The 16905-nt window shown below is 33.3% G+C and carries 15 protein-coding genes and 1 pseudogene; 13 read left to right on the top strand and 3 right to left on the bottom strand.

Annotated features, from left to right (window positions below; all coding sequences use genetic code 11):
• The gene (locus AD60_RS09695) at positions 1-825 is read right to left on the bottom strand and encodes a phosphate ABC transporter substrate-binding protein PstS family protein (protein WP_103877495.1); all 825 of its coding nucleotides are present in this window, start codon (positions 823-825) and stop codon (positions 1-3) included.
• A 273-nt stretch (positions 826-1098) separates the two neighbouring features.
• Between AD60_RS09695 and AD60_RS09700 the strand changes: the two genes are divergently transcribed.
• Genes AD60_RS09700 through AD60_RS09710 form a run of 3 tightly spaced genes read left to right on the top strand, consistent with a single transcriptional unit; the run spans position 1099 to position 3922 of the window.
• Positions 1099-3240, top strand: a complete 2142-nt coding sequence (locus AD60_RS09700; RefSeq protein WP_103877496.1) for a bifunctional (p)ppGpp synthetase/guanosine-3',5'-bis(diphosphate) 3'-pyrophosphohydrolase — start codon at positions 1099-1101, stop codon at positions 3238-3240.
• Position 3241: 1 nt separating this feature from the next.
• Positions 3242-3694 (top strand): D-aminoacyl-tRNA deacylase, encoded by a 453-nt coding sequence (gene dtd / locus AD60_RS09705; RefSeq protein ID WP_103877497.1) that lies wholly within the window; start codon positions 3242-3244, stop codon positions 3692-3694.
• A gap of 33 nt (positions 3695-3727) precedes the next feature.
• The gene (locus tag AD60_RS09710) at positions 3728-3922 is read left to right on the top strand and encodes a hypothetical protein (RefSeq protein ID WP_103877498.1); all 195 of its coding nucleotides are present in this window, start codon (positions 3728-3730) and stop codon (positions 3920-3922) included.
• Here the strand turns inward: AD60_RS09710 and AD60_RS09715 are convergent.
• Both AD60_RS09715 and iscB read right to left on the bottom strand, forming a co-directional pair.
• Positions 3912-4994, bottom strand: a complete 1083-nt coding sequence (locus tag AD60_RS09715; RefSeq protein ID WP_103927656.1) for an HD family hydrolase — start codon at positions 4992-4994, stop codon at positions 3912-3914. The two genes, AD60_RS09710 and AD60_RS09715, sit on opposite strands and share 11 nt — an antisense overlap.
• Positions 4995-5024: 30 nt before the next feature.
• Positions 5025-6299, bottom strand: a pseudogene (gene iscB, locus AD60_RS10775) (RNA-guided endonuclease IscB).
• Between the two features lie 409 nt (positions 6300-6708).
• Here iscB and dxr point away from each other — a divergent pair.
• The 10 genes from dxr (at position 6709) to AD60_RS09770 (ending at position 16804) form a co-directional block, all read left to right on the top strand.
• A complete protein-coding gene (gene dxr / locus AD60_RS09725; protein ID WP_103877500.1) occupies positions 6709-7866 on the top strand; it encodes a 1-deoxy-D-xylulose-5-phosphate reductoisomerase in 1158 nt (385 codons plus the stop codon).
• A complete protein-coding gene (locus AD60_RS09730) occupies positions 7863-9386 on the top strand; it encodes a site-2 protease family protein (RefSeq protein ID WP_103877501.1) in 1524 nt (507 codons plus the stop codon). Before dxr ends, AD60_RS09730 begins: the two co-directional genes overlap by 4 nt.
• Before the next feature lie 13 nt (positions 9387-9399).
• Entirely contained in the window at positions 9400-10449 is a 1050-nt protein-coding gene (gene ispG, locus AD60_RS09735; RefSeq protein ID WP_103877502.1) for a flavodoxin-dependent (E)-4-hydroxy-3-methylbut-2-enyl-diphosphate synthase, read from the top strand.
• A 17-nt stretch (positions 10450-10466) separates the two neighbouring features.
• A complete protein-coding gene (locus tag AD60_RS09740) occupies positions 10467-10937 on the top strand; it encodes a YaaR family protein (RefSeq protein ID WP_103877503.1) in 471 nt (156 codons plus the stop codon).
• Between the two features lie 25 nt (positions 10938-10962).
• Complete coding sequence (locus tag AD60_RS09745; protein WP_103877504.1) at positions 10963-11991, top strand: hypothetical protein; 1029 nt, start codon at positions 10963-10965, stop codon at positions 11989-11991.
• A 33-nt stretch (positions 11992-12024) separates the two neighbouring features.
• Positions 12025-12852 carry a regulatory iron-sulfur-containing complex subunit RicT gene (locus tag AD60_RS09750; RefSeq protein WP_103877505.1) on the top strand — a complete coding sequence of 276 codons (828 nt, stop codon included), beginning with the start codon at positions 12025-12027 and terminating at the stop codon, positions 12850-12852.
• A 197-nt stretch (positions 12853-13049) separates the two neighbouring features.
• Positions 13050-13259 carry a DUF2905 domain-containing protein gene (locus AD60_RS09755; RefSeq protein WP_103877506.1) on the top strand — a complete coding sequence of 70 codons (210 nt, stop codon included), beginning with the start codon at positions 13050-13052 and terminating at the stop codon, positions 13257-13259.
• 32 nt (positions 13260-13291) lie between these two features.
• Positions 13292-15187 (top strand): transketolase, encoded by a 1896-nt coding sequence (locus AD60_RS09760; protein WP_103877507.1) that lies wholly within the window; start codon positions 13292-13294, stop codon positions 15185-15187.
• Complete coding sequence (rnc, locus tag AD60_RS09765; RefSeq protein WP_103877508.1) at positions 15184-15945, top strand: ribonuclease III; 762 nt, start codon at positions 15184-15186, stop codon at positions 15943-15945. Before AD60_RS09760 ends, rnc begins: the two co-directional genes overlap by 4 nt.
• The gene (locus tag AD60_RS09770; protein ID WP_103927657.1) at positions 15932-16804 is read left to right on the top strand and encodes a radical SAM protein; all 873 of its coding nucleotides are present in this window, start codon (positions 15932-15934) and stop codon (positions 16802-16804) included. Before rnc ends, AD60_RS09770 begins: the two co-directional genes overlap by 14 nt.
• Positions 16805-16905 lie beyond the last annotated feature (101 nt).

Raw genomic sequence — 16905 nt, forward strand, 5'->3', positions numbered from 1 at the left:
TTAAAATCCGTATGCTGCTACATACCCGGCCTGTTCAACTAATTCTTGACCTCGTTTTGATAGCCCAAATGTCAAATACTGTTTTACCGGTCCAGTTTCAGGGTAACCGTTTGTTCCATCAACAAACATATACAATGGTCTTGAAATTGGATAAACAGAATTTAAAATATTCAGTTTTGTTGGTTGTACACCATCAACAGATAAAACCTTTACGTCGTTAGTTACATACCCTACTCCTGTATAAGCTATCGCATATTGGTTTTTAGCAACTGATTGAATTTCTGCTTGTGTTGATTCCAGCATTTGAACTGTTGGTACCATTCTTTCACCTTTTAAAACTTTTTCTACGAATGTTTCGTAGGTCCCAGAGGCGGAGTTTCTTGAATATACGACAATCCTTTGGTTTGGTAAATTTGGATTCAATTGGTTCCACCTTGTGATTTTACCAGTGTAAATCTTTGCCAATTCTTCTATAGAGATTTCATCTATTCCAAGATTAGGATTAACAATAACAGCTATTCCATCGTATCCTAAAACTACGGGGATGAAATACTTTCTTTTTTCGGACATTTGTTCCAATTCTGATTCTTTAAGCCATCTGCTCGAGTTTGCGATGTGTGTTGTTCCGTTGAATAAAGCAGAAATACCTGTTGAAGATCCTGCACCTTCCAATGTTATTGATAAATCTGGATACATATCTTTTAGCTCTTCTATCCAGAGTTGTGCTACTGGAAAGATCGTGTTTGAACCTTTTATAACAAGTGTTTCTGCGAAACTGAAAAGGGCTATACCCACTAAAACTAAAGTTAATAATACCTTCTTCACAATAATTCCCTCCTTAATTTAAGTTTTTCAATGTAATCATAACAATCTTTTTTTTGGATAAAATCAAGTGATGTTAAGAAATATTAAGGAGGAACTCCACTTATATTTAAACATACTGTATGAGCTTAAAAAATAAAATTGATATTACATTTTGATAAATTTTTTTGTCTTTAATTTTTTTCAATAATTCAAAAATTTGTGCTATAATTATATTGTACCTTAATTTACAAGACCTAATTGAGCTTTTTTAGAAACGTTAAGAGGTGTTTGATTATGTTGATTGAATCGAAAAGTTATGAGAAAGAGGTTGAAAAACTATTAAGTGTTAGGTTTACCCAGAGAGAAAGAGAAAGACTAAGAGTCGCTTATGATTTGGCCGAAACTGCTCATGGTGGTCAGTATAGAGATTCTGGAGATGAATTTTTTGAGCATCCAAAAAATGTTGGATTGATACTCGCCGGTTTAAAAATGGATGTAGATACTATAATAGCTGGTCTTTTGCACGATGTAGTTGAAGATTGCGGCGTTCCAATAGATAAAATAAAAGAACTTTTTGGAGTCGATGTTGCCAATATAGTTTTAGGCGTTACCAAGATCAGTAATCTAAAGCTTAATGAACGGCTAAACGAAAAAGACATGAAGTCTTTAGAGAAAGTTGAAACTATACGAAAGATGCTTTTCGCTATGTCTGAAGACATAAGAGTCATTATCGTAAAATTGGCTGATAGATTACATAATATGAGAACTTTGGAATTTGTCGACAGAAAAAAGCAAATAGCCAAAGCAGATGAAACTTTAAAAATATACGCGCCTATAGCCCATAGATTGGGTATTTATAAGATCAAGGAAGAATTGGAAGATTTATCTTTTCGTTATTTGTATCCAGATACGTATTTTGATTTAAAGTCTAAAATCGAGGAAAAATTAAGACTTGGACAAAATAGATTGAATGAATATGCCCAGATTATTAAGCATGAGCTTGATAATCAAAAAATCAAAGCAACTGTTGAGGGACGTTCTAAACATTTATATAGTATATGGGATAAAATGATTCGAAAAGGGGAAACTTTAGATGAAATCTATGATTATATTGCTCTTAGGATAATTACCGAAGATCAGAATAAATGTTACGCAGCTTTGGGAATAATACATTCTATTTGGTCCCCTATTCCAGGAAGGATAAAAGATTATATTGCAACTCCTAAATTTAACGGTTACAAATCTCTACATACCACTGTTATAACCCATAAAGGAGATCCATTAGAAATCCAAATTCGAGATTGGAAAATGCATGAAGAAGCCGAATACGGTTTGGCTGCTCATTGGGTTTATAAAGAGGGTGTTAGTCCTGAAAAATTGAAATTTCTCAATGATTTGATGGAGTTGCATAGATATATAGCTCAAAATGCTTTTGAATTGAAAGATATCGAAACAAACCTTCTCTCAAAAGAAATTTTTGTATTTACACCTAAAGGAGAAATAATTCATTTACCCAGAGGAGCCACACCTATTGATTTTGCTTTCGCTATTCATACTGAGGTTGGCAATCATTTTTCTGGTGCGAAAGTCAACGGTAAGTTAGTTCCTATCTCACACAAATTGCAGACTGGCGATATAGTAGAGATACTAATCAACAGGAATTTTCAGGGACCTAGCATTGATTGGTTAAAATATGCTCGGTCGCCTAAAACCATATCAAAGATCAAAAAATATTACCGACAAAAAAATGAAGTAGAGTTAATAGAAAGAGGGAAAGACAAGTTTAGAGAGCTCTCTAAAAAGCTTAATTTTTCCATGGATGAAATTCTTGAAAAGTTGAAGGAAATAGGATTTTACATTAAATACAACATAAAAAGTGACGAAGAATTTTTTATAAAATTATCTTTAGAAGATATCAGTATTAACACGATTAGAAATATTTTCACCCTAAGCGAAAAAGAAGAAGAGAAACTGGTACCTGCAGTTGAAAAATCTATTTCGAATAGAAAAGGTATCTCCGTTCTTGTTGACGGTGAAGAGGGAGTTGAAAGCTATTTTGCAAAATGTTGTATGCCTGTTCTAGGAGATGAAATTATAGGTGTGATAACTCGAAGAGGAATCGGTATACATAGAAAAGATTGTAATAATATTCAGGATATCGATGAAACTAAAAAAGTGACTGTTGCGTGGAACGAAAACAATCAAAATAAATTTTTGACCGTGTTATTGATAGATGTGGAGAGCAAAAATGTTATAAATAACGTAAGAAACGTTATAAATAATGAAGGTGGACATATAGAAAAATTCGAAATGAGGAGTAATTCTAATTTCCTTAACCTTAGAATATATTTGTCCGTTCAGAATTTAAAACATCTGAGTCTTTTAAGTAATAAATTAAAAAATTCTAAGGGTGTTTATTCTGTTAGGAGGGTATAATTTGAGGGCTGTAGTTCAAAGAGTTGCACAAGCATCTGTTACTGTTTCTGATAATATTGTTGCGCAAATAGAAAAAGGACTTCTGGTTTTCTTGGGTATTTCAAAGAGCGATCAAGAATCAGATATTAGTTGGATGACTGATAAGATAGTAAATCTGAGAATTTTTGAGGACGATCAAAACAAAATGAATAGATCTTTACTAGATGTTAATGGTGAATTGCTTATTGTGTCTCAGTTTACTTTATACGGTGACTGTAGAAAAGGGAGAAGACCATCTTTTACTGATTCCGCAAGTCCGGATGATGCTAGAGCCCTCTACGATAAGTTCCTTTCATTCCTTAAAGAAAAGTACACTATAAACGTTCAACAAGGGGAATTTCAAGCTCATATGAGAGTAAATATTGTCAACGATGGTCCAGTGACTTTACTTTTAGATTCACAGAAGCTGTTTTGACTTTAATAAATATCATTTGATCGGAGGGATTTTATGAAAGAAGTTGAAGTTACGGTTTTTGTCTACAACGAAGATCCATTCGAGGCGCATATTTCTTCTGAAGGTGTAGAATCAGGAGTTAATCAATCTAATGTGCATAAAATATATTTAGGTTACGAAAAACCTCAAAAAGGTGTGGTTGTTAAATTCAAACTACCTAACGGTGAAAAAAAATACGTTAGGGGTTAATAGATGACTCTATTTCTTTTATAATTTCACTAATATCAATTGGAGAGAAGTATAATATCTCCTTTTTTATTGATTCAAAGGTTTTTATAAAGTATTTATTTTGGTTCCCTGTACTTATTTCCAGGAAACACTCTATTAATGCTGCTATTAAATCCGAAGTTTTCACGTATGGTCCATAATCATTTTCAAACGGGGCATATATGTGATTTTCAAATTTTTTAATCTTCTCTTTTAGTATACTTTTATGGTTGTACCAATCTTTAATGAAGTCTTTTTCTATTTCTCCAATTATTTCTTCTAAGCCGCTTACTTTTCTTTTAGTCGGGCTTATCACGTCACCTGTAAATGCTTCCGGCAAATCATGGAGTATCGAAGCAATCATAATATCGTAAATTTCTTTCACTTGCAAATTAGCTTTTAGAGCTAAGATGTAAGAAATTAGAAAAACGAAAAAGGTATGTGAAGCTACCGAACTTTTGATATTTCTATGATTTTTATTCCACCTTGTCATAGTTACAAGTCTTGTGGATATCTCTAATAGTTCATGAGCTAATTCTTCTATCTCTTTTTTATCTTGTATATTCATTTTTTTTATTTTCGTTTGATTTTTTGTTTTAGGCTCTGTGTAATATTCGGGAAATACTCTTTCGTTAATACTGGCTTCTTTTTGAGCGACGAGAAGGTTTATCATTCTAACTTTTTTTTCAGTTTCTTCATCAAAAGTATAATGAATTAATAGTTTTGGGCTAATATTGCTATCAAAATTCGATTCTACTTCTTTATAGGTTTTGTTAATCACTTCATCCCAAAGTTTTTTGCCTTTTTCTTCAATTTTGCTTTTGGTAGCCAATGATATGTCTGATAATACTATTTTAGGAATCGCTTCATATATTTTGTTGTGCAGTATTTTTACCAACTTTTCTTCTGAGTCGTCAGAAAATACAAATAAACTTAAAAGAAGATTGTTGTATATGTTGTCAGATTCGCTAAATCTTACAATTGCAGGATTATTATTCCATCTGTAAACTGTAAACAAATTAGAACTTTCTAAAAGGAAATTACCAATGTTCATAAAGAGATCCGCAAGGAACTCATCACTTCCTTAAGAGGCGGAAGCCCGTTTCAGTGATGAGAGGAATGCAGAATTTTCCCTCCTTTCCCATAATAGAGTTTTAGTTTTACTTACCAGGATTAAATCTTTGCTTTTCGCACTTCTATGAATTACTGTACCATCAAGTTTTCTTATATCAAAGTATCCAGTTGAACGTCTTCCAAATATGAAACATTCAATACCGTTGTAGCTTATTTTATCAAACAATCTAAAGCCATGTACTAGATAAGGTGCTTGGTTAAGCTTCCTTGTTCCTCCCTTTAGAATGTTAGCTTTGTGTATTTGTCTATTGTGTCGTCTAACTTCTTTAATGTGATAATAATACTCTAGTTGTTTTGCTTGAGGATGACCACTAATACATAAGGCGTCTATTATATGTGTTTTAGGTAGGTTGTTCTGTATCCTTGTTTTTTTAGTGATATATCCATAAGTTAGATGAACATTAGGGTATAGCGTTTTTAATCTATTGTATAATGTCCATCTCATAATACCCATAAATGTAGCATCTTTAAACTTTTGTCCTCTTTTAAAATTCAATTTAATTTTCCCATTGTGGCAATTCTTATGACATGTTTCGCATAATGTAATTAAATTATTCGGTGCGTTTCCACCTATTTGCCTACTTTTGATGTGGTGAACATTGAGTCTTTTATCTTTGGTTTTGCCTTTGCAGTGTTGACAGGTATAATTATCTCTCCATAGAACATATTCCCTTACATTCTAAAAAGCTAATTGTTCCCCTTGTTGGTATTGTTTGCCTTCAATGTTAGGATTCTTAATCTTTTGTATATCGAAGCTTGCAACTTCTACTACAACTTTTGTAATAGGAAGCAAATGATGAAGTAGATCAATCAGCTTAATGTGCGATTTTATTTTATGTTCTACCGATGGTGCAAGCTATCCTTTGTTTTTACTGTGAACACGATTAAAAAAACGTGGTTTTCTATACCTTGTTTTTCTGAAACGTCTATCTCTACGATACTGTCGTTTCTGAGCTAAAAGTTTAGTTATGTCGTCCCTTGTTTCAACTTCTGCTGCTAAAAGCTCTTTCTTCTCAGTAGTAGCAGACAAACCTACAGTTTTACTTCCTGCATCTATTCCCAGAGTAATAGGTTGTTTATAGCCGCTACTACCATAGAGGAGTTGAATGGTAAAAGGTTCTTTTCTAACAACCTTAGCTTTACCATCTTTAAGTAGTTTTCTTGCCTTTGAAGGTTTACAAGGCATAAGAGGTTTCCCATGTTTGTTTAAAACGTACACTAACATAAAGTGCATCTCCTTAACGGAGTTGTTCTCCTGCCCCAATGTTATATAGGCTTTTTACGTTTAGCTCACTATCCCTACCCCTCAGGATTGTTTAAAGCTAAACAACAGAGCGACGGACTAGGAGAAAGATCCGAAGGTGTTATGACCTATATAACGTAGCCCGATGATCTTCCTTTAGAGGCGTGAGCCTGTTTGATCCTGGCTGAGGGTAGTCAACTAAGGCTTATTCATCATAAGCCTCTGTCTTTATACGGTGGGTAGTTGACTCAATCACCTTCTTCAATTAATTCAATATTTAGCTTTTGCATTTCTTAATTATTTTAACACATTTTTTTATTTATGATTATTTGAATTGATGGTATAATTTAAAATGTATTTTTAATTGTTAATAAGAGAAAGGGGTTTGTATGTGAAAAGTATTTTCATCGCTGGAATTTCTGGATCAATTGGTCAACAAGCATTAGAAGTGTTAAATAAAGGATGGTTTAAAGACAACTTCAAGATAGTAGGAGGATCCGTTTATAAAAGTTGGGATAAATTAAAAAAAGCAATCGATAAATACAATTTGATTAGTGTTGGGATTGTTGAAAATAATGAAAATATTCCTAAAACTTATAATGGATGTCGAGTTTTTACTGGAGTAGATGCTGCTGAAAGGAGCATGGAGTTTTGTAATCCTGATTACTCTTTGATCGCTACTTCCGGTTTTTCAGGTCTGAAAAACACTTTAAAGGCTATCGATGTTTCTCAACGGGTATGTTTGGCAAATAAGGAATCGATTGTGTGTGGTGGCAATTATGTTTTGGATTATGCTAGTAATCTCAAAAAAGAGATAATTCCGGTTGATAGTGAACATAGTGCAATATTTCAACTTTTGATGGGGGAAAGCTCGACTCCTGAAAAAATTATATTAACGGCTAGCGGGGGTGCTTTAAGAGATTACCCAGTTGAAGCCCTTGAAAATGTTTCAGTGGAAGAAGTACTGAACCATCCAGTTTGGTCCATGGGGAAAAGAATAACCGTTGATTCTGCGACGATGGTAAATAAATCTCTTGAATTATTTGAAGCTTATTATTTATTCAAAATAAACAATATCGAGGTAGCCATTAATAGAAACAGTAGAATTCATTCTATGGTTCAATTTTCTGATGGCGTAATTAAGATGCATTACGGACTTGCCGATATGAAAATTCCAATAGCTTTTTCAATTTCTTATCCTGAACGAAATTTTGTTTTTGAAAAACCCGATTTTTTTTCAGAGAAGATACAGTTCGAAAGAGTAGATTTCGATAGATACCCTTCTCTGAAATTAGCTTACAGCATTCTTGGAAATGCTCCTTTACAGGATGCATTTAACGGAGCTGACGAGATTGCAGTGGATAGTTTTTTAAAAGGTCTAATTAAATTTGGAGATATTTATCGTGTGATATACAAAACGGTAAATGAGATGCAAATTCAGTTTTCATTTGCAAATAGCTTGAGTTTTAATAATTTTGATGATATACTTAAAGTGGATAAAATCAGTAGAAATATAGCGAAAAAAAATATTATGGAGGTTACCGAATGACCGTTCTATTATCAATTGTTTGGTTTTTGATTATTATTTCCGTTATTGTAGTTGTTCATGAATTTGGACATTTTATTTTTGCAAAAATTTTCAAGACGAGAGTGGAGGAGTTCTCTATTGGATTTGGACCCGCATTATTCAAAATTCCAGGTAAAGAAACTACCTTTCGATTCAATATTGTTCCTTTGGGTGGATATGTTAGATTGGCTGGTGAAGAAGTATTAGAGGAGGGTTATGAGGATACTGATCCTGCCCTGTTTTACAATAAAAAACCTTTCCAGAAATTTTTGATAGCTTTTGCAGGCCCCTTGTTTTCCTTTCTTTTAGGCTATTTTCTTTTTGTAGGAATAGCCGGTGTTTACGGTTTTCCTGAGGTGATTGTTGAGAGAGTAGGAAAGGACAGTATCGCTGCTCAAGCAGGTCTTGAACCTGGTGATATTATTAAAAAAGCGAACAGTGAGTACGTATTTAATCCTTCGATTTTAGAGATGGAAATAGCGTCTGGGAAACCATTAGATTTAACTGTTATAAGAAATGGGGAAGAAGTTGCAGTTACCTTGAATCCTGAACTTACCAATAAAAGGGCAATTTTTACTTTACAAGGAATCGAAGATACCGAATCGCTCAATCTGAAAAACAAACAGATTGTTTCATTAAATGGCGAAGAAGATTTATATATAGTTATGAGTCGATTGGAAAGTGGTGATCCGATAGAGATACAGTTAGAGGATGGAACTATTATTGAAGGTAAGTTATCTCAATATTCGTATTTCCCACCCACGTATGAAACAGGTATCGTATACGCTACTTTTTCAAATGTTATTGCAAATGGTAACAATGTTTTTCAAGAGGGAGATAAAATAATTGAAATTAACGGGATATCCATTACCAATGGGTCTGATTTGCAAAATGTAATTTATCTAACCCAATTGAATAGTGGAGAATTAATGTTTGCTGTTTCTGCTAAAGAAATTATTAATGAGTATAAGCCTTTTACTGCTAATACTCTTGCATTGCTAATAGAGAGAAATGGGCAGATAATTAATATTAATTTACCCAAAAAAGAATTTTTAGATTTCATCGTTCAACCCGGAGTTTTAGAGGTCCCATACGAAAACTGGCACCCTAAAGGTGTTGAGGCTCTTACTGTTCCAATTCAATGGGCAAATAATTTAATTTCTTTAACGTTTAGATCTTTTGGGCAGTTATTCACCGGCAGGATGAGTGCCGATCAAATAGCCGGCCCCGTTGGAGCAGCTGCCATAATAGGTCAGGCAGCAATGGTTGGATTCGATGCTATTTTAAATTTAACCGCTTTGATAACTATCAGTTTAGGAGTTTTTAATTTGATTCCAATACCTGGTTTAGATGGTGGAAGAATCGTTTTTTCTATCTATGAAATGATAACTAGGAAAAGGGTAAGCCCAAAAGTAGAGGCGATAGTGAATACTATAGGATTTTTATTCTTAATATTTTTGATGATTTTCGTCACTTACAACGATATAATGAGATTTTTCTAATGAGGTGTTTTAAATGTTCTCACAAAAAGTAGTTGATGTTGGTGGGGTTAAAATTGGTGGAAAGTACCCCATTGTTATCCAAAGTATGACGAATACAGATACAGCACATATTGAGAAAACTCTGCTTCAAATTGAACGATTGAAAAATTCTGGTGCTCAGATTGTAAGGGTATCAGTGAGAAGTAAAGATGACATTCAACCATTTAGTGAGATTGTAAAAAGAGCTCAAATACCTTTAGTTGCGGATATTCACTTCGACTACAGATTAGCAATAGATTCTATTAAAGCAGGTGCTTCGAAAGTAAGAATAAACCCGGGCAATATTGGCTCAGATGTTAAAATACGTGAAATAGTTAAAGTTGCTAAGAATTATAACGTCCCAATAAGAGTGGGGTCTAATTCTGGTTCGATTGCTAAGGAATTTTCTGATTTACCAAGACATAAAGCATTGGCTGAAAGCGCTTTAAAAGAAGTTAGATTGTTAGAAAAAGAAGGTTTTTACGATATTGTTGTTTCTGTCAAATCTGTTGATGCAAAAGAAACCTTCGAAGCCAATAAATATCTTTCGGGTTTGATACCTTATCCTTTTCATATCGGAGTTACTGAAGCGGGTGTTTTTGAGGATGCTATTATATTGTCTTCAGCAGGCTTAGGGTCTTTACTTATAAACGACATAGGAGATACAATCAGAATATCCATCAGCGGGGATCCACTCAGAGAAGTTGAAGTGGCAAATGATTTGCTAATAGCCTTAGGTTTAAGAACGGGGGTAAGAGTCATAGCATGTCCTACTTGCGCAAGAGCAGAGATCAATGTTGAAAGTTTAGTCTACGAGGTAAAAAGAATTTTAAAAGACAAAGAGGTTAAAAAAAATATTACGATAGCGGTCATGGGGTGTGTTGTTAACGGTCCTGGTGAAGCTAAGCACTCCGACATTGCTATAGTTGGTACCAAAAATGGATCGGCGGCTTTTTTTCTAAAAGGGGAGCTTTATGGAACCATCAAGAGCAATGAGATAAAAGAGAAGCTTTTTGAAGTTATAGAGTTTTTTCAAAATTCCTAACTGAAGAAGGGAATATTATGGAGATAGATCCTATTACTGGAAAGAAAACTGATAAAGAGATAAAAAAGAGGAAGATAAAAAAATCAAAAGATCACAATATTTCTACTTCTGAAATAAAGGAAAAAGAAGGTTTTTTCGATGTACTGGTCGATACGAATTTAAAAATTTCCGAAAGTGAATTAAAGAGTTTGATTGATAATATTCTTAAACAAGGGAACAATTTTGTGAAATCTCCTACTCAAACTAATCTAAGAGGTTACAGGAATGCTATCAAAGATTTCCTTAAAAGATTGGAAAAACATTGGTATGTGATAAAAAACAATCTTGATTTTAAAAACTCAGCACCTCAACTACATATGGTTGCAGAAATAGTTGATGGCAAACTCATGGAATTGACTGATATGATTTTAAAAAGAGAGAAAAATACATTACTATATGCATCGAAAATCGAACAAATAAACGGGTTGATTTTGGATTTGTACAAATAAAAAGTAATATAGAAGGTGTTTCTTTGTGAATAATTCATTTTTTTATGATACAATAAAAAAAATTGAGTCAAAAATAGATGTTATTAAAGCAAGTTCCATGTGTTTTGTTAGTGAAGATAATTTCATTTTGCATAATTTCAGAGATGAATTAATAAATTCAGTTTCAGCTTTTAATAAATTAGATACCTTAATTATAAAGCCTTCTGGTGGAAATATTAAGATAGAACAAGTGAGGGATGCAGAAGAGTTTTTAATGTATAAACCTAACTATGCAAAGGTGAAGGTTGTTTTTTTTGAGGATATGGAGAGTTTGAATATAGAAGCAGCGAATGCTGCACTCAAATTAATCGAAGAGCCGCCTCAATATGCTTTGGTATTTGGCACTACTACGAGATGGAATTATTTGCTCCCTACCCTTAAAAGTCGTTTTATAAGGTATGATCTTTCGATTCCTTCAACTCTAATTGAGAATGTTAATAGTAAGTATGAAGAAATAGCTATTTATTTAAATTTTTTTCGACATTATGATTTAGGAGTTTCATTATTTCTTAATGATGAAAATACTGATGTTTCTAGCATTAAAGAAATAGTAGAAAGGATAGTCAGTTTTTCAGCCAAAAATGTTGATGAATTATTAAACAATTTTAAATTGCCACTCGATTTGTCAGAAAACAAATTGAAATTTGCTCTTTCATATTATAAATTGTGGGATATATTAATAAATTCAAACGACAAAGAGTTCTTTTATCTAATAAAAAATATTGCCCAAATAAAAAATGATGTGGAAAATTTGTCTTTTTTACGTAATATATCCGCTTTGGGCGCGATTTTGTTGAGAGATTCGATGGTGTTTTTGAATTCTTCCAAGTGGAAATATTTTTGGAATAATTCACTTGTTTATTTCTTTGGATTAAATGAACATGCCGTTAATCTAGAGCAAATTAAAGATACTGTTTCATATCTGAACAGGATGTCTACGATGAGATTGGCTAACTTTAACTTTGAAATGGAAATATTTACTCATTTTCTTAGAATTAAGAGATGTTTTAAGTGAACCTTTAGATAAAAATAATGGGAGTGAAATCTTTTGATAGATCTAAAAGCGGAAGTTTATGGGGTAGAATTGGAAAGATTAGGTTCAATATATTATTATAATTATTTAGGAATCGAAAAAATCGAAATATTGGATAATGTTTTGGTTCAAACAGAAAATGGAATAGAAGTTGGAAGGGTGATGATGGGGCCCGTTACGATGAGGTTTGAAGAAATTGGTTATGAACCTAATTCAATAATTAGAAGGGTTGGAGATGACGACAAAAAACAAATAGAAGAAAATGTTGAAAAGGCTAAAGAAGTAGCACAATACGCAAAACAGATGGTTAGAGCATTAGGATTAAAAATGAGAATTCTTGATGCCACTTTTACTTTTGATAGGTCAAAATTGGTTATTTACTTTGGTTCCGATGTCAGAATAGATTTCAGAGAATTGGTAAAGATTTTAGCTAAAAGGTACAAAACAAGAATAGAACTTAAACAGGTAGGAGCTAGAGATGAAGTAAAGATGACCGGATCAATTGGTTTATGTGGGCAAGAAGCATGCTGTAGTAGATTTTTAAGAGATTTTTCTTCTATAAAGATGGAACTTGCTAAAACGCAACAGATGATGATTAATACCGCTAAAATCTCAGGCAGATGTGGAAAACTTCTTTGCTGCTTGAAATATGAGAATGATTTTTATAAAGAGGTCCTTAAAAATGTTCCAAATGAGAATACTACAATAGAATACGAAGGGAAGCCAGCCAGAGTCGTAACGGTCAACGTGTTCTTAAAGGAAGTTTCATTACAAGTAATAGAAGAAAATCAACCTATTATAATTAAAGTTCCTTTTTCTTATTTCAACAACGGTAATTCTTAAAATCAACTGCCTCCGTCTAACGACTAAGGCGGAAAAACTGGGAGAAGCTAATTAAGGTTATTTCAAAGAAAGGACGAATATGGATATTAAATATCCTGAAAGGGGTGAAAAAAACTACTGCATTCCTTTCGATACTAAAAACGGCTTCCGCTTCTTAAGGAAGGCGTAGGTCAGTTGCAGTAGCGTTTCATAAGCATATGAAAACAATTGCGGATGTATTCATAACAATCGGTGTTTTGTTTGTAATCATTGGGTTGATGTTTGCTTTTAATATAAAACTCGGAAGACTTCCTGGAGATATAATAATAAAAAGAGAAAACTTTGTTTTATATATTCCTATTACAACAATGCTTATTGTAAGTGGAATAATCACATTGCTATCAATTATCATTCGAAGATTTTTCTAATATTAGATCTAAATTCTTTGGAGGTGGATTCATTGAAAAAAAGTATAAAAGAACTAAAAAACTTGTCGTTAATCGCTAGAGGAGATATCCTGAAGATGACCACTGTAGCTAATTCTGGTCATCCAGCAGGTTCAATGTCTTCAATTGACATGTTTTTATCGGTTTTAAATCGAGCAAATATTTTCCCAGATGATCCTTTCAACCCAGATAGAGATAGGATTGTGGTTAGTCACGGGCATACTTCCCCCGGTTTTTATGCAGCTTTAGGTAGGATGGGCTTTATAGACATTGAAGAAGTTATTTCGGGATTCAGATATGCTGGAAGCATATTTGAAGGACATGTTACCCGTGGGATACCAGGTGTTGAGTGGTCAACAGGGAATTTGGGTCAAGGTTTATCTGCTGGCGTAGGAATGGCTTTGGCAGCCAAAAAGAGGAAAAAAGATTATAGAGTTTACGTTTTTAGTAGTGATGGAGAAAGTTCAAAAGGGCAGATTGCAGAAGCAAGGAGAACTGCTATGAAAGAAGGCCTAAATAACCTAATTGTTCTACTGGATTACAATGATATCCAAATATCCGGTAGGGCTAGAGATATATTATCAGTAAATATAGTTGGCGAATACAAAGCAGCTGGATGGAACGTAATAGAAATTGATGGTCATGATTTTGAGCAGATCAATAAGGCGTTGGAAATGGCCGAAAATGAACTATTAAGACCAACAGTAATTGTATGCAAGACGAATATAGGTAGAGGAGTTTCTTTTATGGAAAACACTCCGACCTATCACGGTAAAGCGCTCACCAAGGAACAATTAAGTAAGGCATTAGAAGAATTAGGTTTAGAGAACGATGTGGAAAAGTACATTGAAAGAAGAAAAAATATTACCTTAAATAGGGATAAGCTAAATTATCCAAATATTGAATTAAAGGTTGAAACGGGGCAACCTATAGTTTATGAGAAGGGGACAAAGGTTGCTAATCGTAACGCCTTTGGGAACGCTATCGCTGATCTTGCAAAACTGAATAGGGATAACTTTCCAGTAGTCGCTATTGATTGTGATTTGAAACCATCCGTTAATTTGGGAAAATTTGAAAAAGTCAATCCTGAAGGCTACATTCAAATTGGCATTGAGGAACATAACGCTGCTACGATTGGTGGAGCATTGTCTGTTAGTGGAGTATTAACTTTTTTCGCTGATTTTGGAGTATTTGGTTTAGATGAGGTATTTAATCAGCAAAGATTAAACGATATTAATCACACTAATTTAAAGACCGTTGTCACCCATTGTGGTATGGATGTTGGAGAAGATGGTAAGACCCATCATGAAGTCAATTATATTGGGATAGTCAGAAGCTTATACCATACTAAATTAATTGTACCTTGTGATGCAAATCAAACTGATAAAGCGATTAGGTACGCTGCAAAAGTTCCGGGTAACTTTGTGATTGCTATGGGAAGATCAAACCTTCCAATTTTGTTAGATGAAAAAGGCGACGTTTATTATGGTAACGATTATAACTTTGAGTATGGGAAGTTGGATTTTTTTAGAAAAGGCAAAGACCTAACGATATTCACATATGGTAGCTTCGCTCATTTAGCGGTTGAAGCAGCTGATAAGTTGAAAGAAGAAAATATTCATATCACAGTAATTGGAGTACCGACTCCTTTGGATTTTGACCTTACTCAGGTTAAAGAATTTGTAGATAATACTATTGTATTAACTTTAGAAGACCACAACGTAGAAAATGGTTTATCAAATGAACTATCAAAAGCTATGATCAGAAATGCTTTGAAACCCTCTTATTTTGAACCTATGGGATTAAAAGACTACACACCATCTGGAACGATCAATGATTTGCTAAAGATTTATGGATTTGACGTAGAATCGTTGGTAAATAAGATGAAAGGATTAATTGAAAACAAATGAAGTATGAAGATAATTTAAAATTGACTTTGCAAGAGGAAGAAACGCTAAAAAGTGCAAAAAAGATGCTTCTTCTACCAGCATGTGTCAATGAAAAGTTGCTGTTTGAAGCGTTGTGTCATAAATCATACGTTTTCGATAACGAAAATATTCAAAGAAGACTTAATTCTAACGAAAGACTGGAATTTCTTGGAGATGCTGTTTTGGAGTTAGTTATCTCCGAGTTTCTTCACAACAACTATTATCTTTCCGAAGGAGAAATGTCAAAGGCGAGGGCTATTATAGGGAGCGAGGTTATTTTGGCTGAAGTCGCTTTAAAACTAGGGTTAGATAATTTTATTTTTTTAAGTAAGGGAGAAGACAAACAAAGTGGACGAAGGAAAAAGTCAATTTTATCCGATACGATGGAAGCTGTGTTTGCATGTATATATATAAGTTGTGGTTATGAAAAGGTGAAGAAGTATATAATAAAAAACATGAAGGAATACATTGAAAATGCTGTTGGAGGCAATATTTTTCTCGATTATAAAACGAGATTACAAGAGATAACTCAAGAAAAAGCAAAAAAATTACCTGAATACGTCTTATTAAATGCTTCTGGGCCATCTCATATGAAAAGATACAAGGTGGCTGTTAAACTAGGTGATGAGATACTTGGAATAGGTGAAGGTTTTTCAAAGAAAATTGCCGAACAATTAGCAGCAAAAATCGCTTGTGAGAAGTTTTTGGACTCTGTTGGTGAAAACAATGGCGTTGATTAAAGAGATTGAGTTCGTTATTTCAAAGAATACCTCTTCGATATCATTAACAGGAAATTATTGTTTTCTGGACTGTAAACATTGTGGTGGCCACTATCTAAATAATATGGCCAGAATAAAAGATATAGAAGATTTAGTAAAAAAAGGCTTCACTTCTTTTTTAATTAGTGGTGGATTATTACCTGATGGAAAGGTTCCAGTTTCACTATTTGAAGATACACTATATAATTTAAAAAATAAATATAATTTGAAATATAATGTACATACTGGCTACGTGGATGAAAAAGACATTCATGCTTTAAAAAAGCTTGCAAATACCGTATCTTTTGATTTGGTTGGAGATCAGCAAACGGTGAAAGAGGTTTATGAGAAACTAGATTTTGAGAAGATTTGGGATTCCTTTGAGTTGCTTGTAAAGAATGATTTTGTTGTTAAACCACATATTACTATAGGTTTGAATAAAGGTGAATTCTCTCATGAAGTAAAAGCGATTGAAAAATTAAAGAAATTTGGAGATCGAATAGATGAAATAATATTTCTGGTTTTTATACCCACCATTGGGGCTAAATTTTATTCTTATCAACCTCCAAAAGTGGATGAAGTTGTTTCTTTTCTTTCAAAGGTCAGAAAAGATTTTCCAGGTAAAAAGTTAACTTTAGGCTGCATGCATCCTAAAGGGAAATATAGAGAAGAGCTACAAACCAACCTTTTAGGTATTGTAAATAAAATTGTTCAACCTATTGGCAAAGTTATCGAAAAAGCTGAAAGAGAAAATTACCGGATTAGTTATAGTTACGAATGTTGTGCGTTTCCTTCCTATGAGATGGGTGATAGGATGGGAAGTGGGACTAAGGGGGGCTAAATATAATATTATAGTATCTTTAAACACAGTATGATAGATTTAGGCACTTTAGAAATAAAAAGATTTTCAAAAATAAGATTTTGATTTTAAAAGGGTTACAG

Origin of the sequence: Petrotoga sp. SL27, from assembly GCF_002924605.1 — a bacterium.
Lineage (GTDB): Bacteria > Thermotogota > Thermotogae > Petrotogales > Petrotogaceae > Petrotoga > Petrotoga sibirica.

Coding starts and splice junctions, on each gene's coding strand:
- ispG (WP_103877502.1), top strand. CDS start 9,400: ATGTTCTCACAAAAAGTAGTTGATGTTGGTGGGGTTAAAATTGGTGGA.
- AD60_RS09700 (WP_103877496.1), top strand. CDS start 1,099: ATGTTGATTGAATCGAAAAGTTATGAGAAAGAGGTTGAAAAACTATTA.
- AD60_RS09770 (WP_103927657.1), top strand. CDS start 15,932: ATGGCGTTGATTAAAGAGATTGAGTTCGTTATTTCAAAGAATACCTCT.
- AD60_RS09755 (WP_103877506.1), top strand. CDS start 13,050: ATGAAAACAATTGCGGATGTATTCATAACAATCGGTGTTTTGTTTGTA.
- rnc (WP_103877508.1), top strand. CDS start 15,184: ATGAAGTATGAAGATAATTTAAAATTGACTTTGCAAGAGGAAGAAACG.
- AD60_RS09730 (WP_103877501.1), top strand. CDS start 7,863: ATGACCGTTCTATTATCAATTGTTTGGTTTTTGATTATTATTTCCGTT.
- AD60_RS09740 (WP_103877503.1), top strand. CDS start 10,467: ATGGAGATAGATCCTATTACTGGAAAGAAAACTGATAAAGAGATAAAA.
- AD60_RS09715 (WP_103927656.1), bottom strand. CDS start 4,994: ATGAACATTGGTAATTTCCTTTTAGAAAGTTCTAATTTGTTTACAGTT.
- AD60_RS09710 (WP_103877498.1), top strand. CDS start 3,728: ATGAAAGAAGTTGAAGTTACGGTTTTTGTCTACAACGAAGATCCATTC.